This window comes from Gryllotalpicola koreensis, from assembly GCF_039538185.1.
Lineage (GTDB): Bacteria > Actinomycetota > Actinomycetes > Actinomycetales > Microbacteriaceae > Gryllotalpicola > Gryllotalpicola koreensis.
Genome location: NZ_BAABBW010000006.1, coordinates 110,606 through 135,890, shown reverse-complemented (window position 1 = coordinate 135,890; position 25,285 = coordinate 110,606). Strand labels below are relative to the sequence as shown.

Here is a 25,285-nt window from a genome sequence, read left to right as displayed (position 1 = left end):
CTGCGCCAGACGGTCACTGCTGCGCCCGAACGCCGTTCACCGCGCGCAGTGCTGACCGTTCGAAGCAGTCGGTTTCAGGCGCCGAGCAACTCACGGGCGACCTTGACGTCGTCGGCGATCTGCTCGATGAGGGCGGGCACGCCCTGGAAGGCGGTCATGCCGCGGATGCGCGCGGTGAAGACGACCTCGACCTCGTGGTCGTAGAGATCGATCGTCTCGCCGATCACGTGCGCCTCGACCTGCTTCTGCGGCACTCCCTCGAAGGTCGGGTTGTTCCCCACCGAGATCGCCGCGGGGTACCTCACGCCGTTGTCCACCAGCCAGCCGGCGTAGATGCCGTCGGCGGGAATGAGCCCCTCGGACTGCGGCGACAGGTTCGCGGTGGGGAAGCCGAGCTCGCGCCCGCGCTTCGCGCCGTGCACCACGAGCCCGCGCACCATCGGGGCGCGGCCCAGCAGCCGCTCGGCCTGCGCGACATCGCCCTCGGCGAGCAGCGCGCGGATGCGGGTCGACGACACGCGCTCCCCCGCGGTGCCCATGACATCGTCGATCAGCTCGACGGTGAATCCGTTCTGCTCCCCGAGCGCACGCAGCTGGGCGACGTCGCCCGCGTTGCCGCTGCCGAAGCGGAAATCGCTGCCCACAAAGATGCGTCGCGCGTGCAGCGCCTTGACGAGGTACTCGGTCACGAAGCGCTCGGCCGGCACGCGGGCGAAGGCCTCGTCGAAGCGGACCACGAGCGTGGCATCCACCCCCGTCTCGGCGAGCAGGTCGAGCTTCTGGTCCAGGCTCGCGAGCGCCTCGGGGCAGCGCTCGGGGGCGACGACCTCGAGCGGATTCCGGTCGAAGGTGACGACGACCGACACGAGCCCCTCGGCCTTCGCTTCGCGCACCAGGCGGTCGATCACGGCTCGATGGCCGGAGTGCACGCCGTCGAATTTGCCGATCGTGACGGCGCTCGGGCCGAAGTCGGCGTCGATCTCGGACTCCGAATGGAAGACCTTCACGCGTGCGCCTTTCCGGCCGCCTCGGCCCGACCGGCCCGGACCGGGTGCGTCTTCAGCCACCACATTCCCGCGAGCGGCAGCACAAGCGGCACGAACCAGTAGCCCTGCCCGAACACCGTCCAGACGGTGGCAGTGTCGCCGAAGGCGTTGCCGGAGTCGGGGCCGAGCGCGTCCGGAAAGAAGGCGGTGATCGCGCCGACGACGACGACGCCCGCGAACTCGATCGAGACGGTGACCCACGCGACGCGATACCACGCGCCTCGATGCACGATCAGGGCGACCATCGCGAGCACGTAGACGAGCGCCGAGACGCCCGAGATCGAGATCGCGATCGGCGCCTTCGAGAAGTGGTCGATGATCTGGAACGCGCTGCGCCCGACGGCCGCCATCACGAGCACCGCGTAGACCGCGACGAGCACCGTGAGGGTGCCGGTGCCGACCAGTCGCGGCATGACGGCCGAGAGCCTCTCGGTGACGGATCTGGACTCGGACATCGCTCAACGATTCTAGGTTGCCCGGCTATGCACCTTGGACGGTCCAGATGATCCACATTCGATAGAGCATCACCGAGACGGCCAGTCCAGAAACCCCCAGCACCACGACGCTCCACCGCCCGCGCTCGACGAGCGCCCACACCATCGCGAGCAGCGGCACGATGACGATCGCGATCTGGTACATCCAGAACTCGAGCAGGCTGCCGGTCGGGTGATTGCCGACGGCAGGTGCGATGGCGGCCATGACCAGCTGGGCGATCAGCAGCACCGCGACGAGCGCGATCGGCCCCATGCTGAGGTCACTCGGAGTCCGGCCGGCGAAGCCGAGCACGAGGCACAGCACCCCCGCGGCGAGCGCGATGAAGATCTGCGTGAAGGTGAACCACTCGACCACTCAGGACTCCTCGTTCGGGAAGCCGGTCTCGACGCGCACGACGCCGGTCGCCGACACGGACGCCAAGGCCACGAGGCGGCCGGCGTGATCGACGGCGGCGCGGATTCCCGGGTCGATCGCTTGGCGTGGCGATCCAGTGGATCGCCACTGCGATCGACCCTGAGCAAGCTGCGCTTGCGAAGCGTCGACCTTGATCTTCTTGCCGTGCCCGAGGTCGATCGCCTGCTGCGGGTCGAGTTCGAGCACGGGGAACAGTCTGGCAGCCGCATCGGCCGGGGAGCGCAGAACTGCGGCGACCGGCACACTGCCGCTGGCGAGCGCGTCGAGCGGGGTCGCGTCCGCGACGTCGAAAGGCCCGACGGCGGTGCGCCGCAGCGCCGTGAGATGGCCGCCCACCCCGAGGGAGCGCCCTAGGTCGCGGGCGAGCGCCCGGATATAGGTGCCCGAGGAGCAGGCGACGCGCACGTCGAGGTCGATCAGCCCCGGCATCCGTCTCGTCTCCTTCAACTCGAACGCGTGGATCGTGACCGAACGTGCCGCGAGCTCGACGTCTTCGCCTGCCCGCGCGCGGGCGTAGGCGCGCTTGCCGTCCACCTTGATCGCGCTGACGGTGCTCGGCACCTGCTCGATGGGCCCGGTGAGGCGACGGATGCCTGCCGCGATCGCCTCATCGCCGATGGCGTCGACCGCCTGGGTCTCGGCGCGCTCGACGAGCTCGCCCTCGGCGTCGTCGGTGACGGTGGACTCCCCCAGCCGGATCGTCGCCTCGTACACCTTGTCGGTGCCGACCACGTGGGTCAGCAGGCGGGTCGCCGTGCCGACGCCGACGATCAGCAGGCCGGTGGCCATGGGGTCGAGGGTGCCCGCGTGACCGACCTTGCGCGTGTTCGCGGCGCGCCGCACGCGGGCGACGACATCGTGGCTCGTGAGGTCCTGCGGCTTGTCGACGAGCAGGATGCCGCTCGGCACGGCAGCAGCCGTCACGACGCAGCCTTCGGCTTGAGAACCAGGTCGAGTTTCTCTCCGAAGGCGCACCCGAGCAGCTCGCGGGCGGTGTCGTCGGAGTCGTAGAGCCCGGTCATCTGCAGTGTCATCAGCGTGTTGAGCAGCATGCCGCCCGCGAGGAAGTCGCGGACCTCTTCGGGACTGAGCCCGGCCTCGTCACGCAGCAGCCGGTAGATGTCGAGGAAGCCCTCGCGCGCATATCTGCCGATCACCGGGTCGTGCCCGAGCAGGAAGCCCTGGGCGAGCGGCAGCACGATGTCGCCCTCGCCGACGAGGTCGACATAGGCGCGGCCGAGGAACTTCTTGAGTTCCTTGGCGTCGAGCGCCTTCACCTCGGGCCGGGCGAGCGCGGTGCGCAACCGCGTCTCGAGACTCTCCCGCGCACGCAGCAGCAGCTCGCAGAACAGCTTCTCCTTGCTGCCGAACATGCGCACAACGTAGGGCTGGCTGATGCCCGCGGCCTGGGCGACCTGGTCAGTGGTCGTGCCCGCGTAGCCCCGTTCGCCGAACACCTTCGCGGCAGCGTCGAGGATCTGCTCGCGGCGCTCGGCGGCAGGAATCCGCTCGCTCTTCGCCTCACTCATGCTTGACAGGTTATCAGTCGATAACTTACTGTCTCGGTTTGTAATCATTCAATTACCACGAACGGAGAACGCCGTGTCGGTTCCCACGCTCACGGATGCCGCGCAGACTGGCGCCGTGGCACCCCGCCCTCTGCGCCGACCGCTGTGGCTCGTCATCGCCGCGGCATCGCTGCCCATGTTCATGGGCACGCTCGACAACCTCGTCGTCACGAACGCCCTGCCCGTGATCGGCCGCGACCTCGCGGCCGGCATCGATGAGCTCGAATGGGTCATCAACGCCTACGCGCTGGCGTTCGCGAGCTTCATCCTCACCGCGGCCGCCCTCGGCGACCGCTTCGGCCGGCGCTCGGTGTTCATGATCGGCATCGGGCTGTTCACCGTCGCCTCCGCGCTCTCGGCGCTCAGCACCGAGCCGTGGCAGCTCATCGCCGCCCGCGCGCTGCAGGGCGTCGGCGCCGCCGCTCTCATGCCTCTGTCCCTCACCATGCTCGCGGGCTCAGTGAGCGAGAAAGCGCGGCCGGCGGCGATCGGTGTGTGGGGCGGCGTCGCCGGCCTCGGCGTCGCGCTGGGGCCGCTCATCGGCGGCGCGGTGACCCAGGGCTGGGCCTGGCAGGGCATCTTCTGGGTCAACGTGCCCGTCGGCATCATCGCCGTGCCGCTTGTGCTGTGGGCGCTGCCTAACAGCTTCGGCGCCCGGCTGCGCAGCGACCTGCTGGGCCTCGTGCTCGCGGGGGTCGGCGTCTTCGGCATCGTCTACGGCATCGTGCGGGGCAACGACGCGGGCTGGGACAGCGGCGAGGTGCTCGCCTCGCTCATCGGCGGCGGGGTGCTGCTCATCGCCTTCGTGTGGTGGGAGACGCGGGCCGCGGCCCCCATGCTCCCGCTGCGCCTGTTCCGCTTCCCGAGCTTCACGATCGCGAACGCCGTCGGCGTGATCTTCAGCTTCGGCATCTTCGGCTCGATCTTCATCCTGATCCAGTTCCTGCAGGTCGTGCAGGGCAAGAACCCGCTCGAGGCGGGCGAGATGACGATCCCCTGGACCATGCTGCCGCTCGTCGTCTCGCCGTTGACGGGGTTCCTGCTCGTGCCGCGATTCGGACCACGGATGCCGGTCGCAGCAGGTCTCGCCGTCTCAGCCGTCGCCATCGGCTGGATCGCCTGGGTCATGGCGCCCGACCTCGCCTACTCGCACATGGTGCCGCCGTTCCTGCTGGCCGGCCTCGGCATGGGGCTGATCTTCGCCCCGTCGTCGACCGCCGTGCTGATGGACATGCCAGAGGCCGACCACGCCAAGGCGTCCGGGGCGAACTCCACCCTGCGCGAGATCGGGACCGCGCTCGGCATCGCGGTGCTGACGGCTGTGTTCACCGGAGCGGGCGGGCAGCTGACGCCGACGGGTTATGTGGACGCCGCACAGAAGGCCGTCTACGTCGGCGCCGCCGTGCTGGCCGTCGCGGCCATCGTCTCGCTCTGGCTGCCCGGCTCGCGCCAGGCGCGGGCGGCACGCCTGTCATCCGAGGGGTGAGTTCGGGTTGCTCCCGCGCGGCCGCAGGGGCCCGAGAGCACCCTTCGGGTGCGGCCGGGCCCCGGGGCGTCGCCGTAAGGTGAGACCGTGCGAATCGGGGTCATCGGGGCGGGGGCGATCGGTGGCACCATCGCCGCACTCCTCGAGCGGGCCGGGCACGAGGTCGACGTGACGGCGCGGGGCGCGACCCTCGCCGCCATCGCGGCGACCGGCCTGCGCCTCGACGGCAAGTGGGGCGAGCACACCGCCCGGGTCGGGGCCGCCGAGACGCTCACCCGCACCCCCGAGCTGGCCTTCCTCGCCACGAAGGCCCAGGATGCGGCATCCGCCATCGCCTCGAACGCCGACCGCCTCGCGAACGTGCCGCTCGTCGTCGTGCAGAACGGGCTCGAGGGGCTCGACACCGTGCGGCGCGTGCTGCCCGGCTCCCCCGCGTTCGGTGCCCTGGCGCTCTACGCGGCGCAGAACGTCGAGCCCGGGCGTGTCACGATCACCGCGACCGGCACGACGGTGGTCGACCGCTCGCGGGAGGCGACGGAGCTGCTGGGCTCCGTGATGCCGGCGCAGGCCACCGACAACTTCCGCGGGGCGCAGTGGACCAAGCTCGTCATCAACATGGTCAACGGCACGCCCGCGGCGACCGGACTGCCGGTGCAGCAGACCGTCGCCGACCGGCGGCTGCGGCCGATCGTGACGGAACTGATCCGCGAAGCGGCGCGCGCGGGGCTCGCGCACGGCGTGCACTTCGACCCGATCCAGGGGCTGTCGCATGCGGGCGTGCGCTTCGTGGCCGCCGCGCCGCTCTGGGCGGGGCAGGTGCTGCCGCGGCTCATGGCGCGCCGCATGGGCACGGTGCCGAACCTGGGGTCGACGCTGCAGAGCCTGAAGCGCGGGCAGCTGACCGAGATCGACTATCTGAACGGCGCCGTCGTCGCGCAGGCCGCCGAGGTCGGGTTGCGCGCGCCCGTCAATCAGGCGGTGACGGATGCCGTGCACGAGGTCGAGCGCACGGGGAGGTTCTTCACGCCTGAGGAGCTGGCCGAGCGCGTGCGCGCGGCGCGGCGCTGACGTTCCGTCGCCGCGTTCGGGCCCAACGCGTCGATGTTGGGCCCGAAAGCGGCGACGCATGAACTAGTGCGCGCCCGTCCAGCCCGTCCATCGCTCGGCGCGGATCACGATCACGGGGCCGTCGGGGCGGCAGGCGCGGTACTGCGCGTAGCGGGCGGCGAGGACGTCGATCGGATGCCGCATCGCGTCGGCATCCGTCAGCACCTGTGCGCTCCCGTCGACACGCACCCACCACAGCGTGTCCCAGTCGTCGCTGTACGCGTCGGCGAGCAGCGCGACCCGGGGGTTGCCCTCGATGTTGCGCAGGCGCCGCAGCTCGCGCGTCGATTTCGGCTTGAAATCGACGGCCGTGTAGATCAGCTCACCCTCGACGGCAAAGGTGATCGGTACGAGGTGCGGGCGGCTGTCAGCGCCGACGGTGGCGAGCCGCAGGGACCGGGCGGCGGCAAGACGCTCGCGCGCGTCCGCCTCGCTCAGCCGCACGGCGGTCAGCGGCCGTTGCTGAGCGAGCGGCCGCGCTGGGCGACTCCGCCGGGGCCGTACGGGTAGTCCTCGACGCGGGGCGCGCTCGCCTCAGACAGCGCAGCAAGCTCAGCGGGAGAGAGTTCGAGGTCGACCGCCCCGAGATTGTCGGCGAGCTGCTCGAGGTTGCGGGCGCCGAGGATCACGCTCGTCACGGCCGGCTGCGCACCGAGCCACGCGAGGGCGACCTGCGACATCGACGTGCCTCGGTCATCGGCCACGCGCCTCACGGCGTCGATGACGGCCCAGGTGCGGTCGTCGGCGTTGCGGGCATCCCACGCCTCCATGCCGCGCTTAGGGTTCTCGCCGAGGCGGGTCGCGCCGGTCGGGTCGACGTCGCGCCGGTACTTGCCGCTGAGCCAGCCGCCCGCGAGCGGTGACCACGGCAGCAGGCTGACGCCCGCATCGAGCGCGGCGGGCACCACCTCGTGCTCGATGCCGCGCACCAGCAGGTTGTACTGGGGCTGCAGGGTGACGGGAGCCGGCCAGCCGTGTGCCCGGGCGACGTGCACGGCCTTGGTCAGCTGCCAGCCGAGGTAGTTCGAGAAGCCGTAGTAGGCGATCTTCCCGGCTGCGACTGCCTCTGCGAGAAATCCCAAGGTCTCCTCGATCGGCGTGTAGGCGTCCCACGCGTGCATCTGGTACAGGTCGATCTGCTCCACGCCGAGCCGCGCGAGCGAGGCGTCGAGGGCGCGCCCGAGGTGGCGGCGGCTCAGGCCGAGGTCGTTGACGCCCTCGCCCATGGGGAATCGGCCCTTGGTCGCGATGACGATGTCCTTCGCCTCGGTCGGGTGGGCGGAGAGCCAGTGGCCGATGATCGTCTCGGAGCCGCCGCGGCTGTAGACGTCGGCGGTGTCGACGAAGTTGCCTCCGGCGGCGACGAACGCGTCGAGGATGGCGTGCGAGGTCGCTTCGTCGGCCTCTGCGCCGAAGGTCATCGTGCCGAGGGTGTGTGCGGAGACGACGGTGCCGCTCGTCCCGAGAGTGACGTACTTCATGCTTTCCCTTCTCCCAGCCTCAGGCCGGTGCGATCAGCAGGAGTCGCTGAGCACGCGCTTCGGCGTCTCCGGAGCGCTCGTGTCGACGACGGCGGATGCCGAGAAGAACGGCGTCGTGCTCGCGAGGTAGTCGTCGTCGGGCTGCGCCTGCTGCGCGTCGACGTAGACGAGGAAATGCCAGATGCCCTTCAGCGAGCCGAGCAGGTAGGCGCCGTCGACGATCAGCACCGCATCCGCCGGAGCGGTCTTCCACTCCGAGAGAGCGGGGACATCGCGCGATGCGTCGAACGCCGAGGTCTGGAAGCCGGTGCTGCCGGCGAGCCGCCACGGGTCGAGCAGGACCCGGCGGAACGTGATCTCGTCGTAGGCCTGCTCGCCGGCGCCGCGGGCGCTGCGCGGCTTCAGGAAGTCACCCATGGACGCGCGGAAGGCGGGCACTCCCCCGTCGTCGAACACGGCGGCGAGGTCGTCGGCGAGCTCGCGCGCGCCGGCGCCGGGGAATCCGTCGACCCCGATGACGCGGCGGCCGCGCGGGTAGTTGGACAGGATCTCGTCGCGCAGACCGCGGAGGAACTCGACGCGGGGCGTTGACACGAGCTGCATGTCTCGAGCGTACGCCGACTCGCGAGCCGGACCGTAGGCTCGAAACCGTGCCCGCAACCGACACCGAGACGCTGCCGCGCGCCGTGAACGCCTGGTTCCGGGCCAACGCCCGCGAGCTGCCATGGCGGGAGCCGCAGTGCTCGGCATGGGGCATCCTGGTCTCCGAATTCATGCTGCAGCAGACGCCGGTCGCGCGGGTGCTGCCGCAGTGGCACGCGTGGCTCGAGCGCTGGCCCACCCCCGCCGCGCTCGCCTCGGTGCCGCCCGGCGAGGCGGTGCGCGCCTGGAACCGGCTCGGCTACCCGCGTCGCGCGCTCTGGCTGCACGCCTGCGCGGTCGCGATCACGGAGAAGCACGGCGGGGTCGTGCCCGCAGACGTCGACGAGCTGCTGGCGCTGCCGGGCATCGGGCCGTACACGGCGCGCGCCGTGGCTGCCTTCGCGTACGGTGTGCGGGTTCCCGTCGTCGACACGAACGTGCGGCGGGTGCTCGCGCGCGCCGTCGGCGGGCAGGCGGAGCCGGGGCCGCCGTCCGCGACGCGAGACTTGGCCGCGATGTCGGCGGTGCTGCCTCTCGATGAGGACGAGGCGCGGGTCTTCAACGCCGGCGCCATGGAGCTCGGCGCGATCGTGTGCACCGCGCGCGCTCCCCGGTGCGGCGACTGCCCGCTGGCATCCGTCTGCTCCTGGCGCCTTGCCGGATACCCGGCGTACGACGGGCCGCGGCGCGCGGTGCAGAAGAAGTACGAGGGCAGTGATCGGCACGTGCGTGGCCTCATCATGCGCGAGCTGCGCGCGGCGCATATGCCGGTGACGGATGCCGAGCTGTCGGCCCTCTGGCCCGACGAGGCGCAGTTCGGCCGAGCTCTCGCGGGCTTGCTCGCCGACGGCCTCGCCGTGCGCGAGGGCGCGGGCTACGTCCTGCCCTGACGGGTCGTCCCGGGGTTGCGCTGCTGCGATCCGCAGTGCGCGCCTCGGATCCGGACCGCGCACTGCGGATCCGAGCAGCGCAACCGCTCGGGGGACTCGAAGCTGCCGCATCGCCCGCGAAAGTAGTCTGAGGGGATGCCCGAGTCGCCGCTGTCTGCCTCACCGTACGAGGTGCTCGGCGTCGACCCCCGCGCGAGCGACGACGAGTTGAAGCGCGCCTATCGGAAGCGGCTGCGCGAGACGCACCCCGACACCGGCGGATCGGCCGCGGAGTTCCGCGCCGTGCAGGAGGCGTGGGAGCGCATCGGCACTCCCGAGGCGCGCGCCGCCTTCAACCGGAACCGCTCGCCGTTCACCGCAGAAGGCGGCGGATCGGCCGGCGATGACGGCGATGAGCATGTCTGGGCGACCTCGCGCACCGAGGGCGCGCGCCGTGACAGCCGGCCGCGATCCCGCTCGTACGGGCACCCGGGCGGCTGGCGCCGTGAGCGCTATCTCGCGATGATGCGCGAGTGGGCCGGGCGCGGCGCGGCGCTCGAAGACCCCTACGACCCCGCGCTCGTGCGCACCGCGCCCTACGAGATCCGACACACGCTGGCCGACGCCCTCGCCGAGGAGGCCACGGCGCGCGCGACGGCCGACCTCGGCATCGGCTACACCGTCTGGCACGACGTGTTCGCGCATGACGGCGGCAAGATCGACCACCTCGTGCTCGGCCCGACGGGCCTGTTCGCGCTGCAATCGGAGGACTACGGCGGCGCCGTCGGCGTCAAGCGCGGCGAGCTCGTTCCCGCCGAGCCCGGCGTCCAGCTGGACGGGCGCCCGGCCCACGATCTCGCCGACCGCGCCCGACACCTGGGCCGGGCGCTCGGCGTGAAGTTCGCGGGAGCCATCATCGTGCTGCCCGACGACGCCCTCGATGCCCCCGGAGTCGAGATCGGCAGGCATCGCGGCATCGCGCTGCTCGCCGTGCAGCGCTCGGTGCTCGGGCACCTGCTGCGCACCGGAGTGCCCGGGGTGCCGCGGGCCGTCGGCCTCGACCTGTTCGAGGTGCGCAGTCGCCTGCAGCGCGGGGTGCGCTTCATCTGACAACTCGTTGCTGGGGGAATCCGCAATCGACTTGCGCAATCGGATGCTTTCGCCTTAGCTATTTAGGTAATGCTTACCTTACCCACTGAGCTCGACCGTGTGCGCGACGACCGCCCCGCCTACCGCCCCTTCCGGGTGAGCGTGCGCTCCGTCGCACGCCTCTCGCCCTCGTTCCTGCGGGTGACCTTCACGGGCGACGAGCTCGCGACCTTCGGCCGGGCCGGGCTCGACCAGCGCATCAAGCTGCTGCTGCCCCTCGAGGGCGACGATGCGCCCCGCGGGTTCGACCACCTGGGCATCTGCGAGCCGGCCGCCATCGCCGACGGCAGCTGGTACGAGCTGTGGCGCGCCGCGCCCCATCACGTGCGCAACCCGTTCCGCACCTACACGGTCCGGGCGATCCGCCAGCACGAGCGCGAGCTCGACGTCGACTTCGCCGTGCACGGCGACGGCGGCCCCGCCAGCCGCTGGGTGCGGGGCGCCCGCTCGGGCGACGAGCTCGTGATCGTCGGCCCCGACGACGCGTCGACCGGCTGGCGCGTCGGCCTCGACTGGCAGCCGGGCCGCCGCGACGAGCTGCTGCTCGTCGGCGACGAGACGGCGGTGCCCGCGGTGTGCGCGATCCTCGAGTCGCTCCAGCCCGACGTGCGCGCACGGGCCTTCCTCGAGATCCCCGAGGCCGCCGACGCGCTCGACGTCGCGCTCTCCTGCTCCGACCACGTCGTGACCTGGCTGCCCCGCGACGACGGAGCCCGCGGCGAGCGGCTCATCGCCGAGGTGCGCGCGTGGGCGCTCGCGCACCGGCATGTCGTCGCTCCGGCATCCGTGCTCCGCATGCCCCACGCACACGGCGCGGCCTCGTCGAGTACGGAGGCGATGTCGCCATCGCCCGCGGAATCCGACGGCGACTCCGGACTCGTGTGGGATTCCCCTGCTGCCGCCGACGAGGCCGGCTTCTACGCGTGGATCGCCGGCGAGACCCAGACCGTCGTCGCCCTGCGGCGCTTCCTCGTCAAAGAGCTCGGCGCCGACCGCAGCCGCGTCGCGTTCATGGGCTACTGGCGCCAGGGCCGGTCGGAGCTGTCCTGACATGTCCCCCACCCGCGCAGCCACGACCCTCGTGGCCTGCTTCGCCGCGCTCGCCCTGCTCGCGCTGCTGAGCCTCGCGCTCGGCGCGCAGGCACTCTCACCGGCGCAGCTGCTTCAGGCGCTCGCCCATCCGCTGGGCGGCGGCCAGGCCGAGCGCATCGTCGTCGGGCTGCGTCTGCCCCGCACCGTCGTGGCGCTCGTCGCCGGCGCGGCACTCGGTCTCGCCGGCGCCGTGATGCAGGGCGTCACGCGCAACCCGCTCGCCGACCCCGGCCTGCTCGGCGTGAACGCCGGCGCCTCGCTCGCGGTCGTCACGGCGATCGGCGCCTTCGGCATCACAACGGCATCGGGCTATGTGTGGTTCGCGCTCGGCGGCGCCGCCGTCGCGGCGGCGGTCGTCTACGCCGTCGGTGTGCTCGGCCCGGGCGGCGCGACGCCCGTCAAGCTCGCGCTCGCCGGCGCGGCGCTCACGGCGACGCTCAGCTCGATCACGACGCTGGTGCTGCTCGCGCACCTCGACGTGTTCCAGCAGTTCCGCTTCTGGCAGGTCGGCTCGGTCGCCGGCCGGTCGCTGCCCGACGTCGGCGTCATCGCCCCGTTCGTGGTCGTCGGCGCCGCGCTCGCCCTCGTCGGCGGCCGGATGCTCGACGTGCTCGCCCTCGGCGACGACGCCGCCCGCGGACTCGGGCTCAACGTTCCCCTCGCCCGCGCGATCTGCGCCGTAGCGGTCGTGCTGCTCGCGGGCAGCGCGACCGCGATCGCCGGCCCGCTCGTGTTCGTCGGCCTCGTCGCCACCCACGCGGCACGCCCTATCGCGGGCAGCGACCACCGCTGGCTGATCGGACTCGCCGCGCTGATCGGAGCCGGCCTGCTCGTGGCTGCGGACCTCATCGGCCGCTTCATCGCGCCGCCGGGCGAACTCGAGGCGGGCGTGGTCATCGCACTGATCGGCGCGCCCGTCATGATCGCGCTGGTGCGCAGACGGCGGGCGGTGATGACGGCGTGACGATGCAGATCGGGGCGACGGATGCCGCAGCCGCACCCCTCGACGCCGTGCGCGCCGCCCTCTCGCTGGGCCGTCGCAGGCGCACCCTCGCGATCACGGGGCTCGCCGTGCTGTTCGCGCTGGTGGCGGTGCTGAGCCTCAGCCTCGGCACGATCCCGGTCTCGGCTGCGCGCCTGCCCGCGGTGCTGACGGGTCACGGCACGCCGATCGAGAACCTCGCCGTGCTCACGCTGCGGCTGCCCCGCTGGACGACGGGTGCCCTCGTCGGCATCGCCCTCGGCCTCGCAGGCGCGCTGTTCCAGACCACGCTGCGCAACCCGCTGGCCAGCCCTGACATCCTCGGTGTCTCCGGCGGCGCGAGCGTCGGCGCCGTGACGGCAATGCTCGTGTTCCATGCCACGGGAGTCGGGGTTCCGCTCGCGGCGCTCGGCGGCGGCACCGCTGTCGCGGCCGTGATCGGCCTGCTGTCGTGGCGCGAGGGCTTCACCGGGCAGCGCTTCGTGCTGATCGGCATCGCCGTGGCGTTCCTCGCGAGCGGCGGCCTCTCGTACCTCATCACGCGCACCGACGCGCGCGCCGCGCAGCAGGCGCTCGCCTGGACGGTGGGCAGCGTCAGCGACCCGAGCTGGTCGGAGACCGGGCTGCTCGCCGCCGCCCTCGTCGTGCTCGTGCCGCTCGCCCTCTGGCTCGCCGTTCCCCTGCGGGTGCTCGCGCTGGGCGCCGACGCCGCGCACGGGCTCGGCGTGCGCCCGGTCGGCGCGACCGTGCTGGCCGCTGCGGTCGGCGTCGCGCTGGCATCCGTCGCGACCGCGGTCGCAGGCCCCGTCGCCTTCGTCGCCTTTGTCGCCGCGCCGATCGCGCGCCGGCTGGTCGGCGCCGGCGGGCTGCAACCCGTGGCATCCGCCCTCACGGGTGCCGCGCTGGTCACGGCCGCCGACTTCGTGGCCGCGCGCCTCGGCGACTTCCAGGCGCCCGTCGGCCTCGTCACCGGCGTGATCGGCGCGCCGTATCTGCTGTGGCTGCTCACCCGGAAGGACGGTGTCGGCGCATGAGTGACGCGCTCCACCCCGCGACCCCGCGCACGCTCGCGGCGCACGGCCTGCAGCTCGCCTACGACGGCCGGGTCATCGTCCCTGAGCTCGATCTCGAGCTCGCACCGGGTCGCATCACCGCGATCATCGGCGCGAACGGCAGCGGCAAGTCGACCGTGCTGCGCGGGCTCGCCCGGCTGCTCGCGCCGCGGGCGGGGAGCGTCACCCTCGACGGCGAGGACGTGCACGGCATCCCCGGCCGCCGCCTGGCGCGCATGCTCGGCATCCTGCCGCAGGAGCCGATCGCCCCAGAGGGTGTCACCGTCACCGAGCTCGTGATGCGCGGGCGCCACCCGCACCAGGGTGTGTTCGGCGGCCGCGGCGCCGACGACGAGGCCGTCGTCGCCGAGGCACTGCGCCTCACCGACACCCTCGAACTCGCCGCGCGGCGGGTCGGCGAGCTCTCGGGCGGACAGCGCCAGCGCGTCTGGATCGCCCTCGCGCTCGCGCAGAACCCCGACGTGCTGCTGCTCGACGAGCCGACCACCTTCCTCGACATCGCCCACCAGCTCGAGGTGCTCGACCTGCTCGCCGAGCTCAACGCGCAGCTCGGCACGACGGTCGTCATGGTGCTGCACGACCTCAACATGGCCGCCCGCTACGCCGATCAGCTCGTCGTCGTCGCCGACGGCCGCGTGCTCGCCTCTGGCGCCCCCGCCGACGTCATCACCGAGCCCGTGCTCGCCACCGCGTTCGGCCTCGCCGCCCGGGTCATCGCCGACCCCGAGACCGGCTCCCCGCTCGTCATCCCCACCGCACGCACGACCCGACAGACCCCAAGAAGGGAACTCTCATGACCGCACGACGCAAGGCGCTCCTCGGCGCCGCCGTCGCCGTCGTCGCCGCGCTCGGCCTCGCCGGCTGCTCCTCGACCGGCGACTCCGCCGCGCCGAAGAGCACGAACACGGCATCCGCCGTCACGATCCACGACGCCTTCGGCAACACCGTCATCGAGACGAAGCCGAAGCGCGTCGTCACGCTCGGCTGGGGGGCGACCGAGGCCGCGCTCGCGATCGGCGTCGACCCTGTCGCCATGCCGTTCCAGGCATATGCTGGCGACAAGAACGGTGTGCTGCCCTGGATCAAGGACTACGTCGAGAAGAACGACCTCGACATGCCGACGGTGCTGCCGAACACCCCGGACGACCCGCCCTACGAGGCGATCGCCGCGGCCAAGCCCGATCTGATCCTCGCGCCGTACTCCGGCCTCACCGAGAAGCAGGACCAGCTGCTCAAGGCGATCGCGCCGACGGTCGCCTACCCCAAGGAGCCGTGGGCGACACCCTGGAAGGACATCATCTCGATCACCGGGAAGGCCCTGCACGAGCCCGCGAAGGCGGCGGAAGTGCAGGCCGGCATCGACAAGCAGATCACGGATGCCGCCGCAGCACACCCCGAGTTCAAAGGCAAGACGATCGCCGAGGTGTGGGCAAGCCCCTCGGACTTCAGCGTCTACAAGAAGGAGGATTCCCGCGTGCAGTTCGCGCTGGACCTCGGCTTCACCTCGGCGCCCAGCGTCGACAAGCTCGCGAACGGCGACTCGACATTCGTCTACACGCTCAGCACGGAGAAGGTCGATCAGCTGACGAGCGATGTGCTGGTCTCGTACGGGGACACGGATGCCGAGCAGCAGGCGTTCCTCACCTCCAGCTACGGCTCGGGAATGAGCCAGGTGAAAGCCGGAGCCGTCGCCCAGCTGACCGGGCCCGAGTTCATCTCAGCGGTCTCGCCGCCCACGGCGCTGTCGCTGTCGTGGGGTCTGAAGGACTACCTCGCGGCCCTCTCGAAGGCGGCGAAGGCGGCCGAGTAGCCGTTCGCAGGCTCCCGGCGGTTCTGGACGCCGGGCAGAAAAAGGAAGGCCCCGGAGAGGATCGCTCTCCGGGGCCTTCCGATGATCAGTGCGGGTGAACGGATGCCTCAGGCATCCGTTCACTCACTCCTCGATCTCTTCGTCGTCGTACTCGCGCGGCTTGACGTACGGGTCCTCGTCACCCGCATACTGCGCGGTCTGCGCGAGCGCAGCCACCTCGGAATCGCGGGCGGCGGCCGAGCGCAGCAGCTCGTCGATGTGGGCGGCGTTCTCGGGGATCGCGTCGGCGATGAACTCGAGCGTCGGGGTGAGCCGCACGCTGATGTTGCGACCCACCTCGGTGCGCAGCATGCCGGTCGCGGCCTTGAGGGCCTTGGCCGAGTCCGCGCGCTCCTGCTCGGTGCCGTACACCGTGTAGAAGACGCTCGCGTGCTGGAGGTCGCCCGTCACCCGGACGTCCGTGATGGTCACGAAGCCGAGGCGCGGGTCGCGCAGCCCCTTCTCGAGGCGCTTCGCGATGACGACCTTGATGCGGTCGGCGAGTTTGCGTGCGCGTTCCGGATCGGCCATTACGCCCTCGGCTTCTCGCGCATCTCGATGGTCTCGATCTCGTCGCCGACCTGGATGTCGTTGAACTTGCCGAGGCCGATACCGGCCTCGAAGTCCGTGCGCACCTCGGTGACGTCGTCCTTGAAGCGGCGCAGCGACTCGATGGCGAGGCCGTCGGCCAGCACCACCCCGTCGCGGATGACGCGCGCCTTGGCGTTGCGCGTGATCGTTCCGCTGCGGACGTAGACACCCGCGATGTTGCCCCACTTGGACGAGCGGAACACCTCGCGGATCTCCGCGAGACCCGACTGCACCTCTTCGAACTCCGGCTTGAGCATGCCCTTGAGGGACTGCTCGATGTCGTCGATCGCGTTGTAGATGACCGAGTAGAAGCGGATGTCGACACCCTCGCGGGCTGCGCGCTCGCGAGCCTTGACGTCCGGGCGGACGTTGAAGCCGACGATGATCGCGTTGTCGATCGTCGCGAGGTCCACATCGGACTCGGTGATCGCGCCGACACCGCGGTGCAGGATGCGCAGCTGGACGCTGTCGTCGACCTCGATCTTGAGCAGCGACTCCTCGAGCGCCTCGACGGCACCCGAGACATCACCCTTGATGATGAGGTTGAGCGACTCGACCTTGCCCTCTTCGAGAGCGCGGGTGAAGTCCTCGAGGCTGATGCGCTTGCGGGCCTTGGCCAGCTGGGCGTTGCGCTCGGCGGCCTCGCGTTTCTCGGCGATCTGGCGAGCCGTGCGGTCGTCCTCGGTCACGATGAAGACGTCACCGGCGCGCGGCACCGACGACAGGCCCTGCACCTGGACGGGGCGGCTCGGCAGAGCCTCCGCCACGTTCTCGCCGTTCTCGTCGAGCATCGCGCGGACGCGGCCGTAGGCCGTTCCCGCCACGATCGAGTCACCGACGTGCAGCGTTCCCGACTGGATGAGCACGGTCGCCACAGCGCCGCGGCCCTTGTCGAGCTTCGCCTCGATCGCGACACCGCGCGCGTCCTTGTCAGGGTTCGCGCGCAGGTCGAGACCCGCGTCGGCGGTGAGCAGCACCGCGTCCAGCAGATCGGTCAGGCCGATGTTCTCGCGCGCCGAGACGTCGACGAACATCGTGTCGCCGCCGTACTCCTCAGCCACGAGGCCGAACTCGGTGAGCTGCTGGCGCACCTTGGCCGGGTTGGCGTCGGGCTTGTCGATCTTGTTCACCGCGACCACGATCGGCACGTCGGCCGCCTGCATGTGGTTCAGCGCCTCGACCGTCTGCGGCATGATGCCGTCGTCGGCCGCGACCACCAGGATCGCGATGTCGGAGACCTGCGCACCACGGGCACGCATGGCGGTGAACGCCTCGTGACCGGGGGTGTCGATGAAGGTGATGGCGCGCTCGACGCCGTCGTGCTCCGTCCACACCTGATACGCACCGATGTGCTGCGTGATGCCGCCGGCCTCGCCTGCGATGACGTTGGTCTGGCGGATCGCGTCGAGAAGGCGCGTCTTACCGTGGTCGACGTGGCCGACGACGGTGACCACCGGGGGCCGGGGCAGGAGATCCTCATCGGATTCCTCCTCGAGTTCCTGGTCGAGGTCGATGTCGAAGCCCTCGAGGAGCTCCTTGTCCTCGTCCTCGGGCGAGACGATCTGGATCTTGTAGCCCAGCTCGGCGCCGAGGACCTCGAAGGTGGCCTCGTCGAGCGACTCGGTCGCCGTCGCCATCTCACCGAGGTGGAAGAGGACGGTGACCAGGTTGCCCGGGCTCGCGTCGATCTTGTCGGCGAAGTCGGAGATCGACGAGCCACGGCGCAGGCGGATGACCGTCGAGCCGTCGCCGCGGGGAACGCTCACGCCGCCGAGCGACGGCGCCTCCCGCATCTCGAACTCTTGGCGCTTCGTCCGCTTCGACTTGCGGGCGCGGCTCTTGCCGCCGCCGCGGCCGAAGGCACCCGCAGTGCCGCCGCCGGGGCCGCGGCCGCGACCGCCGCCACCGGGGCGCGGGCCGCCGAAGCCGCCGCCGGGCGCACCGCCGCCGGGCCGCTGGAAGCCGCCCGCGCCGCCACCGGGGCGCTGGAAGCCACCGGCGCCACCCGGGCGACCGGGACCGCCGGGACGACCCGCTCCGCCGGGGCGACCCTGACCTGCGCCCTGGCGCTGGAAGCCCTGACCGGGGCGCGGGGCACCCGGGCGCGGAGCGCCGGGACGCGGCGCCTGTGGGCGCGGGATGTTGCCGGGCGACGGGCGCTGGCCCATGCCCTGCGAGGAGGCGAAGGGGTTGTTACCCGGGCGCGGCGTACCGGCGGGGCGCTGGCCCATGCCCTGCGACGACGCGAAGGGGTTGTTACCCGGGCGCGGGGTGCCCTGCGGCCGCGGCGCGGCGGGCTTGGCCGCCCCAGGGGCGGGCGCGGAGCCGCCACGCGAGGCATCCGTCTGCTCGGCTGCGGGCTTCGCAGCGGGCGCGGCGGAAGGCGCGGGCGCCGCCTCGGCCTGAGGCGCGGCCTCGGCCTTGGCGGAAGGGGCGGGCGCAGGAGCCGGGCGCGGTGCGGCCGGCTTGGCCGGGCCGGGCTTCGCGGCGGCCGCGGGCGCCTTCGCGCCGGCGTCGCCCGAGACCAGCTCGGGGTGGTCATTCACATAAGCCCGCAGCTTGCGCACGGCAGGGGGCTCGATAGTCGATGAGGGGGTCTTGACGAACTCCTTGAGCTCGCCGTTGAGGATTTCGACCGCAGCCTTGCTCTCGATTCCGAGGTCCTTGGCGATCTCACTCACGCGTGGTTTGGCAGCCACATTTCTCCTGTTCCGAGGCCCGCCCTCGGTTCAGGGCAGGCGCTAGTGGTGGACGGGTCTCATTTCGAGCCGCTCATTAGTTATCCATTAGCCGTTCAGCCTGTTCTCTAGCTGGTGCGCGATCGATACCGTGTCGATCTCGCCTGACACCCGCAGCGCTCGCCCGAAGGCCTTGCGCTGGAGCGCCTTCTTCATGCATTCCGAGCTCGGGTGGAGCCACGCACCCCGACCCGGCAGCACAGCGGACTCGTCCACCACGATGACGGAACCTTGGGCGACGACCCTCAGAAGTGAGGATCTCGGAGCGCGAGAACGGCACCCGATGCACGTTCTGACGGGTTCCATTCTAGACCCCACTCTTAACGGGAATTGCCGAGGGGCGTATTCCGAGGCATCCGCCCTACTGTGCGCTGTCGGGCTGGATATCGATCTTGGCACCGGTCAGCTTGGCGGCCAGGCGCGCGTTCTGGCCCTCCTTGCCGATGGCCAGCGACAGCTGGTAGTCGGGCACGAGGGCGCGCACGGCCTTGAGGTTCTCGTCGACGACGTACGCCTTCGTGACCTTGGCAGGACTGAGGGCGGATGCCACGAACGCTGCCAGGTCCGGCGAGTAGTCGACGATGTCGATCTTCTCGTTGTTGAGCTCGGCCGTGACAGCGCGCACGCGCGAGCCCATCTCGCCGATGCACGCACCCTTCGCATTGATGCCGGGCTCGACCGCGCGCACGGCGATCTTCGTGCGGTGACCGGCCTCGCGGGCGAGCGAGACGATCTCGACGAGTCCGCCGGCGATCTCGGGCACCTCGAGCGCGAACAGCTTGCGCACGAGCGCCGGGTGGGTGCGGCTCACGGTGATCTGCGGGCCCTTGAGCCCCTTCGCGACGGACGTCACGTAGACGCGGATGCGGGAGCCGTGGGTGTATTCCTCGCCGGGCACTTGCTCTTCGGGCGGCAGGATCGCCTCGATCGAGCCGAGATCGACGTGCACCATGCGCGGGTTGGGCCCCTGCTGGATGATGCCGGCCACGATGTCGCCCTCGCGGCCCTTGAACTCGCCGAGCACCGACTCGTCCTGGATGTCGCGCAGGCGCTGGTTGATGACCTGCTTCGCTGCGAAGGCGGCGATGCGGCCGAAGTCGCTCGGGCTGTCCTCGGCCTCGCCGATGACGTTGCCCTCGTCGTCGTACTCGGGCACATAGACGGTGACGTGACCGGTCTTGCGGTCGAGGTGCACCCGCGCCGCCGGCTGCTTCGTCGCGGCCTCTGCGTGTGCGTCGGGCGTGTGCGATGCGGCGCCCGGGGCGCCGTGGTGGTGATCCGTCTGGCCTGTGTGCTTCAGGTAGGCGGTCAGGATCGCCTGCTCGATGATGTGGACGAGCTCGTCGAAGGGGATCTCCTTCTCGCGCTCCATCAAACGCAGGACGCTGAGGTCGATGTCCATGTGCCGGCCTCCTCTGTATTGACTTTCCGGTATTCAGTTCAGCGCACGCAAGTGCCCGCGCTCGCGCGCAGGCTAAACAACCACTCTAGACGAGCAGGATGCCCGGAACCAGGCATCCGTCGTCAACCTTGCGTCGCGGCCCTGCGTGCCCTGCTCCAGAGGTCATCCCTGACTAGCGGTGCGAAATGCACGTCGATCCGCGATCTAAGGTGCATTTCGCACCGCCCGACGGGTCAGGCCGCGGCGCGCATGGCGCGCGTGGCCAGGATGGTGCGGACGCGCGCGAGGAATGCCTCTGGGGCTACGAAGAGGTCCTGCGCGAAGACGCGGATCACTTTCCACCCCGCCTCCTCCATCAGCTCACGCCGCTGCTGGTCGCGAGCCCATTGCTTGCGGTCTCGCCAGTGATCCTCTCCTTCGTACTCGAAGGCGACGCGCCATCGCGGCAGCTTCAGATCGGGCCGAAGCACGATTCCGTCGGCGACCGGCGTCGGATCATTGACCAGCGGCTCCGGCAGGCCAGCCGCGACGAGAAGCAGACGCAGCAGCGATTCGGGTCGCGAGTCGACACCGGCCCGCACGCGCACGAGCGCCCACCGCAGCTTGCCGATGCCGCGCGCACGCGAGTGTCGCCGAACGGCGTCCTCCAGCTCGTTCAGCGTCGCGAGCGGCCTGCGGTACCCTCCATCCCGTGCGTCGCCCGAGAGCAGATAGTCGCCGACGGCGACGAGCTCCTCCCGGGAGAGCTCGCCGGCCAGCTGACACCACGCGTCGCCGGGCGAGACGATCGCAAGCCCGAAGGCGGTCTGTATCCGCACGCGCCCCTCGTCCACGCATATTCCGCGTACGCCGCGTGCGCGCGGGGGTGTCCTGGGCGAGAAGACGCCGATGGTCAGAGGTCGCTCGTCGAAGCCCGCCGGCAGGGGCGCCCGCCAGAGGAGCGCAGCGGTCGCGCCAGCGAAGAACTGACCGGGAAGCATCCGTGCGCCGTAGTCCGTGCACGCGCGCTGGGTGACCGTGAGGTGCGCTCGCATCGGGTCCGACGTGCGCTCGATGAGGTTCACTCCGTGGTAGGGATGATCGACACCCGGCTGGCGGAGCTGCGCCCGAGTCAGGCCCGCATCGCGCGCTGCCGATGTCGAGAGTGATTGCCCGTGGTGCCGCGAGTCGATGGGTTTTCGAACAGCCATGCGCGAAGCATCCTGCGCTCCTCACGCCTTGCATGCGCGCCCGCTTTATGCACTGTGCACTGCTTCACCCTTCCTGCGCGCCTGTGGAGAACGTCGCGCCGAGATGCGCGGGTGCGAAATGCACGCTCACGCGAAGATCGACGTGCATTTCGCACCGCTGAACGAGGGCGCGCTAGCGTGAGGCATGCTGTACGAACATCAAGGGGCCGCGCCTCGGGTGCATGACACCGCCGTCGTGGCGCCCAGTGCCGTGGTCAGCGGCGACGTCGCGCTCGAGGAAGGCGTGCAGGTGCTGCACGGGGCGGTCATCACCTCTGAGGGCGGGCCGGTGCGCATCGGCGCGTACACGATCGTGATGGAGAACGCCGTCATCCGCGGGGTCTCGGGCAACGCGGTGACGATCGGCGATCACTGCCTCGTGGGGCCGCACGCCTATGTATCCGGCGCAACGGTCGAACCAGAGGTGTTCCTCGCGACGGGAAGCCGCGTGTTCAACGGCGCCGTTGTCGGACGCGGCAGCGAGGTGCGCATCGACGCGATCGTGCACCTGCGCACCGAGCTGGCACCCGGCACGACCGTGCCCATCGGCTGGGTGGCGGTCGGCTCGCCGCCGCTTATCGCACCGGCCGAGCAGCACGACGAGCTCGAGGCGCGGCAGCGCGAGCTGGACTTCCCGGAGTACGTGTTCGGCCTCGACCGAGACACCCCCGACCTGATGGTGCAGCTCACCGAGCGCTATGGGGCGCGCCTCGGCCGGCACTCTGACGATCGGTCGGTCTAGCGCCCTTCCGGAAGGGGGGTCGCGAGCAGCTCCTCGGAGAGGGCCCACAGCCGTGCGGCATCCGTCTTGTCGATCGCATGGGGCGCGACGCCGCGACGGATGCCGGGAACGACGGGCCCCGCTTCCTGGCAGTCCTCGAAGTATCGGCCGGTCACGCCCTCGACGAGTGGAGAGGCGGCGAGCAGCACGGAGGTCGCTGCACCCTGCGCAACATTCTTGGGCGAGACGCCCGGCTCGTCGGCGCCCCTCGGGCCGACGGCCATCGCCGTGGGCGCGGTGCTCTTGATCAGGCCCGTGCTGGTGATGCGGCCCGGGTTGAGGGCGTTCGCCATGATCCCGTCGGTCGCCCAGCGCGCGGCAATCTCGACGGCCATGAGCACGTTGGCCGTCTTCGACTGGCTGTATGCGGCCCAGGGGTCGTAGGGGTGGTTGAGGAAGTTCGGATCGCCCCACAGGATGCCTCCCGTGAGGTGGCCGACCGAGCTCACGTCGACCACGCGCGCGCCGCCCGCCGCGGCGAGCGCATCGTGCAGCCCCGTCGTCAGCCCGAAGTGGCCGAGATGGTTGGTGGCGAACTGGAGCTCCCACCCCTCTGCCGTGCGTCTCTCGGGGGTCGCCATCACCCCGGCATTGTTGACGAGGATGTGGAGCGGGCCCTCCCACGCGGCGACGAAGCCACGCACAGAGCGGCGGTCGGAAAGCTCGAGCTCGCCCACGTGGACCGCCTGATTCCCGGTGTCCCGGGCGATCTCGGCTGCGACCTCGGCTCCGGCCTCCGGGTTGCGGACGGCGAGCGTCACCTCGGCCCCTGCCTTGGCCAGGGCGCGGGCCGTCTCCGTTCCGATGCCAGAGGATGCACCGGTGACGATCGCGCGCTTGCCGGCGAGATCGACGCCGGCGATCACCTCCTCGGCGGTGGATTCTGCCCCGAACGGTGTGGTGATGAGATCGCTCATGGTCGCTTGCTCTCCTGTCCAGCCTGAAGCGATAAGGTAATCGGAGTCGGCTCCGGTTATGATCATGGTAAGCGGAGTCGGCTCCGTTTTCAAATGCCAGGAGTCCAGACTCATGCCAGAGCACCTTCGCGCCGATGCGCAAGCGAACCGCGATCGCCTGCTGGAGGTTGCAGCGACGGCCTTCGAGCGGGAGGGCGCCAACGCCTCGCTCAAGGCGATCGCCGCTGAGGCGGGGGTGGGCATCGGCACCCTCTACCGACGCTTCCCGAACCGTGAGGCGCTCTACATCGCCGTCCATCGCCAGGAGATCACCCGAATCGCCGCCCGCGCCGATGAGCTCCTGGCCGCGCACGACCCGCTCGACGCGCTGCTCGCCTGGCTCGAGGAGTTCGCCGAGTTCTTGGGCGCGAAGGAAGGGATGTCAGAGATCTTCCGCACGGTTATGGCCGACGGCCAGAATCCGTTCCTCGATCTGCGTGCTCTCACCAACGACGCCGTGCGGCGCTTGATCAGCGCCGCCGCCGGCGACGGCGTCCGTCAGGATCTGGAGCCGCTCGATGTGCTCACCGCCGTACACGGCATCACCCTTGCGACGCGTGACCCGGGGCAACTCGAGCGTCTCATCCGGCTACTCCTGGCCGGGTTGCGCAGCAGCTGAAGCCGCCGACGGTCACTCGGGCAGCGCGTCGGGCAACCCTGTCAGACAGAGTGTGATGGCATCATCCGATTCCGCCAGCGCGGCACGCACCACAGTCGCGACCGTCGTATGGACGACCGGATAGTCGCGCTCACCGCGCTCGGGGTCGACGGGCCAGGCGAGCCGCTCCTCACTCAGGCTGAACTGGGCGTTCACGCGGTCGTTGTTCCCGCGCACGTCGAGCCGATGCCAGCCGTCGTCGAGGTAGATGGCGACGAGTCCGTGAAGGACATGTCCGTCCTCTTCGTTGCCGAGCCTCTGATAGCACAGGCCCGCCGGGATGCCTTGCGAACGAAGCAGCGCGGCGAAGAGGTGCGACTTCGCGAAGCAGAGCCCGACGCGTTGGTCGAGGACCTCCTCGGCCGACAACGTCACGCGAGAGTCCTGGGCGTCCCAGGAATGGGCGACCTCGTCGCGCACCCACTCGTAAGCGACTCTCGCGAATTCAGCGTCGGAGGCACCCTCAACCCGCAGCTGCCGCGCGAGGTTCACGACCTGCGGGCTCGCGCTCTGGATCACATCGTCTGAACCGAGATAATCGATGGGCGCGGAGGCGATGAGCTGCATGCAACCCATTCTCCAGCGGTCGCATGAGCGGCTCGCTTCGAGACGCGCGTTTTGCGTGCTCCTCACCGAGCGGTCTATCGCCAGCCGAGGCCCGGGGCGACGTGCGTCAGGATCGACTCGATGACGTGGGCGTTGTACTCGACGCCGAGCTGGTTCGGCACCGTGAGCAGCAGGGTGTCGGCGGCGGCGATCGCCTCGTCCTCGGCGAGCTGCTCGACGAGCTTGTCGGGCTCCGCCGCGTAGCTGCGGCCGAAGATGGAGCGGGTCTCGTCGATCATGCCGATCTGATCGTGCTCGTCACGGCCCTGGCCGAAGTAGGCGCGGTCCATGTCGTTCATCAGAGCGAAGATGCTGCGACTGACCGAGACGCGCGGCTCGCGCCCCCAGCCCTGCTCCTTCCACGCCTCGCGGTAGAGCCGGATCTGCTCGGCCTGCTGCTGGTGGAAGGGGCGGCCGTCCTCGTCGTCCTTGAGCGTCGAGCTCTGCAGGTTCATGCCGAGCTCTGCCGCCCACTTCGCCGTCGCGTTCGACCCGGCGCCCCACCAGATGCGGTCGCGCAGGCCTTCCGAGAACGGCTCGAGGGGCAGCGCGCCGGGCGGATTCGGGAACATGGGCCGCGGGCTCGGCTGCGCGAAGCCCTCGCCCTCGATCACCTTGAGGAACACCTCGACGCGGCGGCGCGCCATGTCGGCCCCGGTCGGGTCGTCATCGCCCGGGTCATAGCCGAAGTAGCGGAATCCGTCGACGACCTGCTCGGGTGACCCCCGCGAGACGCCGAGCTGCAAGCGGCCGCCGGCGATCAAGTCGGCCGCGCCTGCATCCTCTGCCATATAAAGAGGATTCTCGTACCGCAGATCGATCACCGCGGTGCCGAGCTCGATCTTCGAGGTGCGCGCGCCGGCCGCCGCGAGCAGCGGGAACGGCGAGGCGAGCTGCCTCGCGAAGTGGTGCACCCGGAAGTAGGCGCCGTCGGCGCCCAGCTCTTCCGCGGCCACCGCAAGCTCGATCGACTGCAGCAGGGCATCGGATGCCGAGCGGGTCTGCGAGTGCGGCGAGGGGGTCCAGTGGCCGAAGCTCAGGAATCCGATGTTCTTCACGGTTGCCTCAATC

General features: G+C 70.7%; 27 protein-coding genes. 11 read left to right on the top strand and 16 right to left on the bottom strand.

The window, feature by feature from the left end; translation table 11 throughout:
• Positions 1-74: 74 nt before the first annotated feature.
• Genes ABD708_RS17820 through ABD708_RS17800 form a run of 5 tightly spaced genes read right to left on the bottom strand, consistent with a single transcriptional unit; the run spans position 75 to position 3,484 of the window.
• Positions 75-1,007 (bottom strand): bifunctional riboflavin kinase/FAD synthetase, encoded by a 933-nt coding sequence (locus tag ABD708_RS17820; protein WP_344757004.1) that lies wholly within the window; start codon positions 1,005-1,007, stop codon positions 75-77.
• Positions 1,004-1,501, bottom strand: coding sequence for a hypothetical protein (locus ABD708_RS17815; RefSeq protein WP_344757002.1), 498 nt, complete (start codon positions 1,499-1,501; stop codon positions 1,004-1,006). Before ABD708_RS17815 ends, ABD708_RS17820 begins: the two co-directional genes overlap by 4 nt.
• Before the next feature lie 25 nt (positions 1,502-1,526).
• On the bottom strand, positions 1,527-1,895 hold the full coding sequence (locus ABD708_RS17810) for a hypothetical protein (protein WP_344757000.1): 369 nt from the start codon (positions 1,893-1,895) through the stop codon (positions 1,527-1,529).
• Positions 1,896-2,879: a tRNA pseudouridine(55) synthase TruB gene (gene truB, locus ABD708_RS17805; protein WP_344756998.1), complete on the bottom strand. Its 984-nt coding sequence runs from the start codon at positions 2,877-2,879 to the stop codon at positions 1,896-1,898.
• The gene (locus ABD708_RS17800) at positions 2,876-3,484 is read right to left on the bottom strand and encodes a TetR/AcrR family transcriptional regulator (protein ID WP_344756997.1); all 609 of its coding nucleotides are present in this window, start codon (positions 3,482-3,484) and stop codon (positions 2,876-2,878) included. Before ABD708_RS17800 ends, truB begins: the two co-directional genes overlap by 4 nt.
• A gap of 73 nt (positions 3,485-3,557) precedes the next feature.
• On the opposite strand from ABD708_RS17800, the gene ABD708_RS17795 reads away from it, so the two are divergent.
• Both ABD708_RS17795 and ABD708_RS17790 read left to right on the top strand, forming a co-directional pair.
• Complete coding sequence (locus ABD708_RS17795) at positions 3,558-5,009, top strand: DHA2 family efflux MFS transporter permease subunit (protein ID WP_344756996.1); 1,452 nt, start codon at positions 3,558-3,560, stop codon at positions 5,007-5,009.
• A gap of 87 nt (positions 5,010-5,096) precedes the next feature.
• Positions 5,097-6,077 (top strand): ketopantoate reductase family protein, encoded by a 981-nt coding sequence (locus ABD708_RS17790; RefSeq protein ID WP_344756994.1) that lies wholly within the window; start codon positions 5,097-5,099, stop codon positions 6,075-6,077.
• 63 nt (positions 6,078-6,140) lie between these two features.
• On the opposite strand, the gene ABD708_RS17785 is transcribed toward ABD708_RS17790, so the two are convergent.
• The 3 genes from ABD708_RS17785 to ABD708_RS17775 are packed head-to-tail and all read right to left on the bottom strand — an operon-like array spanning position 6,141 to position 8,200.
• On the bottom strand, positions 6,141-6,560 hold the full coding sequence (locus tag ABD708_RS17785) for a TIGR03668 family PPOX class F420-dependent oxidoreductase (protein WP_344756992.1): 420 nt from the start codon (positions 6,558-6,560) through the stop codon (positions 6,141-6,143).
• A gap of 5 nt (positions 6,561-6,565) precedes the next feature.
• A complete protein-coding gene (locus ABD708_RS17780) occupies positions 6,566-7,597 on the bottom strand; it encodes an aldo/keto reductase (RefSeq protein ID WP_344756990.1) in 1,032 nt (343 codons plus the stop codon).
• 33 nt (positions 7,598-7,630) lie between these two features.
• Positions 7,631-8,200, bottom strand: a complete 570-nt coding sequence (locus ABD708_RS17775) for a nucleoside/nucleotide kinase family protein (RefSeq protein WP_344756988.1) — start codon at positions 8,198-8,200, stop codon at positions 7,631-7,633.
• 47 nt (positions 8,201-8,247) lie between these two features.
• On the opposite strand from ABD708_RS17775, the gene ABD708_RS17770 reads away from it, so the two are divergent.
• From ABD708_RS17770 to ABD708_RS17740, 7 genes are all read left to right on the top strand, one after another.
• Positions 8,248-9,129 carry an HhH-GPD family protein gene (locus ABD708_RS17770; RefSeq protein WP_344756987.1) on the top strand — a complete coding sequence of 294 codons (882 nt, stop codon included), beginning with the start codon at positions 8,248-8,250 and terminating at the stop codon, positions 9,127-9,129.
• Between the two features lie 135 nt (positions 9,130-9,264).
• On the top strand, positions 9,265-10,218 hold the full coding sequence (locus ABD708_RS17765) for a J domain-containing protein (RefSeq protein ID WP_344756986.1): 954 nt from the start codon (positions 9,265-9,267) through the stop codon (positions 10,216-10,218).
• 69 nt (positions 10,219-10,287) lie between these two features.
• Positions 10,288-11,307, top strand: coding sequence for a siderophore-interacting protein (locus tag ABD708_RS17760; RefSeq protein ID WP_344756984.1), 1,020 nt, complete (start codon positions 10,288-10,290; stop codon positions 11,305-11,307).
• A gap of 1 nt (position 11,308) precedes the next feature.
• A complete protein-coding gene (locus ABD708_RS17755) occupies positions 11,309-12,313 on the top strand; it encodes a FecCD family ABC transporter permease (RefSeq protein ID WP_344756982.1) in 1,005 nt (334 codons plus the stop codon).
• A gap of 2 nt (positions 12,314-12,315) precedes the next feature.
• Positions 12,316-13,365: a FecCD family ABC transporter permease gene (locus ABD708_RS17750; RefSeq protein WP_344757184.1), complete on the top strand. Its 1,050-nt coding sequence runs from the start codon at positions 12,316-12,318 to the stop codon at positions 13,363-13,365.
• Positions 13,362-14,201: an ABC transporter ATP-binding protein gene (locus tag ABD708_RS17745; RefSeq protein ID WP_344756980.1), complete on the top strand. Its 840-nt coding sequence runs from the start codon at positions 13,362-13,364 to the stop codon at positions 14,199-14,201. The genes ABD708_RS17750 and ABD708_RS17745 overlap by 4 nt, the downstream gene beginning before the upstream one ends.
• Positions 14,198-15,214 (top strand): iron-siderophore ABC transporter substrate-binding protein, encoded by a 1,017-nt coding sequence (locus ABD708_RS17740; protein ID WP_344756978.1) that lies wholly within the window; start codon positions 14,198-14,200, stop codon positions 15,212-15,214. Before ABD708_RS17745 ends, ABD708_RS17740 begins: the two co-directional genes overlap by 4 nt.
• 123 nt (positions 15,215-15,337) lie before the next feature.
• Here the strand turns inward: ABD708_RS17740 and rbfA are convergent, their stop codons facing one another.
• The 5 genes from rbfA to ABD708_RS17715 all read right to left on the bottom strand — a co-directional run bounded on the left by rbfA (position 15,338) and on the right by ABD708_RS17715 (position 21,174).
• Positions 15,338-15,784 (bottom strand): 30S ribosome-binding factor RbfA, encoded by a 447-nt coding sequence (gene rbfA, locus ABD708_RS17735; RefSeq protein ID WP_344756976.1) that lies wholly within the window; start codon positions 15,782-15,784, stop codon positions 15,338-15,340.
• Positions 15,784-18,543, bottom strand: coding sequence for a translation initiation factor IF-2 (gene infB, locus ABD708_RS17730; protein WP_425553324.1), 2,760 nt, complete (start codon positions 18,541-18,543; stop codon positions 15,784-15,786). The genes rbfA and infB overlap by 1 nt, the downstream gene beginning before the upstream one ends.
• 87 nt (positions 18,544-18,630) lie before the next feature.
• Entirely contained in the window at positions 18,631-18,888 is a 258-nt protein-coding gene (locus ABD708_RS17725; protein ID WP_344756972.1) for a YlxR family protein, read from the bottom strand.
• Positions 18,889-18,943: 55 nt separating this feature from the next.
• Positions 18,944-19,984 (bottom strand): transcription termination factor NusA, encoded by a 1,041-nt coding sequence (gene nusA / locus ABD708_RS17720; RefSeq protein WP_344756970.1) that lies wholly within the window; start codon positions 19,982-19,984, stop codon positions 18,944-18,946.
• Between the two features lie 233 nt (positions 19,985-20,217).
• The gene (locus ABD708_RS17715) at positions 20,218-21,174 is read right to left on the bottom strand and encodes an endonuclease domain-containing protein (protein ID WP_344756968.1); all 957 of its coding nucleotides are present in this window, start codon (positions 21,172-21,174) and stop codon (positions 20,218-20,220) included.
• A gap of 217 nt (positions 21,175-21,391) precedes the next feature.
• Here ABD708_RS17715 and ABD708_RS17710 point away from each other — a divergent pair, with 217 nt between their 5' ends.
• A complete protein-coding gene (locus ABD708_RS17710) occupies positions 21,392-21,955 on the top strand; it encodes a gamma carbonic anhydrase family protein (protein WP_344756966.1) in 564 nt (187 codons plus the stop codon).
• Here the strand turns inward: ABD708_RS17710 and ABD708_RS17705 are convergent.
• Positions 21,952-22,911: an SDR family NAD(P)-dependent oxidoreductase gene (locus ABD708_RS17705; protein ID WP_344756964.1), complete on the bottom strand. Its 960-nt coding sequence runs from the start codon at positions 22,909-22,911 to the stop codon at positions 21,952-21,954. The two genes, ABD708_RS17710 and ABD708_RS17705, sit on opposite strands and share 4 nt — an antisense overlap.
• Before the next feature lie 58 nt (positions 22,912-22,969).
• Between ABD708_RS17705 and ABD708_RS17700 the strand changes: the two genes are divergently transcribed.
• Positions 22,970-23,569 carry a TetR/AcrR family transcriptional regulator gene (locus ABD708_RS17700; RefSeq protein ID WP_344756962.1) on the top strand — a complete coding sequence of 200 codons (600 nt, stop codon included), beginning with the start codon at positions 22,970-22,972 and terminating at the stop codon, positions 23,567-23,569.
• A 12-nt stretch (positions 23,570-23,581) separates the two neighbouring features.
• Here ABD708_RS17700 and ABD708_RS17695 read toward each other — a convergent pair whose 3' ends face one another.
• Complete coding sequence (locus ABD708_RS17695) at positions 23,582-24,175, bottom strand: transglutaminase-like domain-containing protein (RefSeq protein ID WP_344756960.1); 594 nt, start codon at positions 24,173-24,175, stop codon at positions 23,582-23,584.
• Between the two features lie 74 nt (positions 24,176-24,249).
• Positions 24,250-25,272 carry an LLM class flavin-dependent oxidoreductase gene (locus ABD708_RS17690; protein ID WP_344756958.1) on the bottom strand — a complete coding sequence of 341 codons (1,023 nt, stop codon included), beginning with the start codon at positions 25,270-25,272 and terminating at the stop codon, positions 24,250-24,252.
• Positions 25,273-25,285 lie beyond the last annotated feature (13 nt).

Excerpts from the sequence above, each read along its gene's own strand:
- ABD708_RS17800 (WP_344756997.1), bottom strand. The coding sequence starts at position 3,484 with ATGAGTGAGGCGAAGAGCGAGCGGATTCCTGCCGCCGAGCGCCGCGAG.
- ABD708_RS17705 (WP_344756964.1), bottom strand. The coding sequence starts at position 22,911 with ATGAGCGATCTCATCACCACACCGTTCGGGGCAGAATCCACCGCCGAG.
- ABD708_RS17695 (WP_344756960.1), bottom strand. The coding sequence starts at position 24,175 with ATGCAGCTCATCGCCTCCGCGCCCATCGATTATCTCGGTTCAGACGAT.
- rbfA (WP_344756976.1), bottom strand. The coding sequence starts at position 15,784 with ATGGCCGATCCGGAACGCGCACGCAAACTCGCCGACCGCATCAAGGTC.
- ABD708_RS17765 (WP_344756986.1), top strand. The coding sequence starts at position 9,265 with ATGCCCGAGTCGCCGCTGTCTGCCTCACCGTACGAGGTGCTCGGCGTC.
- ABD708_RS17755 (WP_344756982.1), top strand. The coding sequence starts at position 11,309 with ATGTCCCCCACCCGCGCAGCCACGACCCTCGTGGCCTGCTTCGCCGCG.
- ABD708_RS17715 (WP_344756968.1), bottom strand. The coding sequence starts at position 21,174 with ATGGCTGTTCGAAAACCCATCGACTCGCGGCACCACGGGCAATCACTC.
- ABD708_RS17780 (WP_344756990.1), bottom strand. The coding sequence starts at position 7,597 with ATGAAGTACGTCACTCTCGGGACGAGCGGCACCGTCGTCTCCGCACAC.
- ABD708_RS17725 (WP_344756972.1), bottom strand. The coding sequence starts at position 18,888 with ATGGAACCCGTCAGAACGTGCATCGGGTGCCGTTCTCGCGCTCCGAGA.
- ABD708_RS17760 (WP_344756984.1), top strand. The coding sequence starts at position 10,288 with ATGCTTACCTTACCCACTGAGCTCGACCGTGTGCGCGACGACCGCCCC.
- nusA (WP_344756970.1), bottom strand. The coding sequence starts at position 19,984 with ATGGACATCGACCTCAGCGTCCTGCGTTTGATGGAGCGCGAGAAGGAG.
- ABD708_RS17775 (WP_344756988.1), bottom strand. The coding sequence starts at position 8,200 with ATGCAGCTCGTGTCAACGCCCCGCGTCGAGTTCCTCCGCGGTCTGCGC.
- ABD708_RS17740 (WP_344756978.1), top strand. The coding sequence starts at position 14,198 with ATGACCGCACGACGCAAGGCGCTCCTCGGCGCCGCCGTCGCCGTCGTC.
- ABD708_RS17815 (WP_344757002.1), bottom strand. The coding sequence starts at position 1,501 with ATGTCCGAGTCCAGATCCGTCACCGAGAGGCTCTCGGCCGTCATGCCG.
- ABD708_RS17700 (WP_344756962.1), top strand. The coding sequence starts at position 22,970 with ATGATCATGGTAAGCGGAGTCGGCTCCGTTTTCAAATGCCAGGAGTCC.
- ABD708_RS17750 (WP_344757184.1), top strand. The coding sequence starts at position 12,316 with ATGCAGATCGGGGCGACGGATGCCGCAGCCGCACCCCTCGACGCCGTG.
- ABD708_RS17745 (WP_344756980.1), top strand. The coding sequence starts at position 13,362 with ATGAGTGACGCGCTCCACCCCGCGACCCCGCGCACGCTCGCGGCGCAC.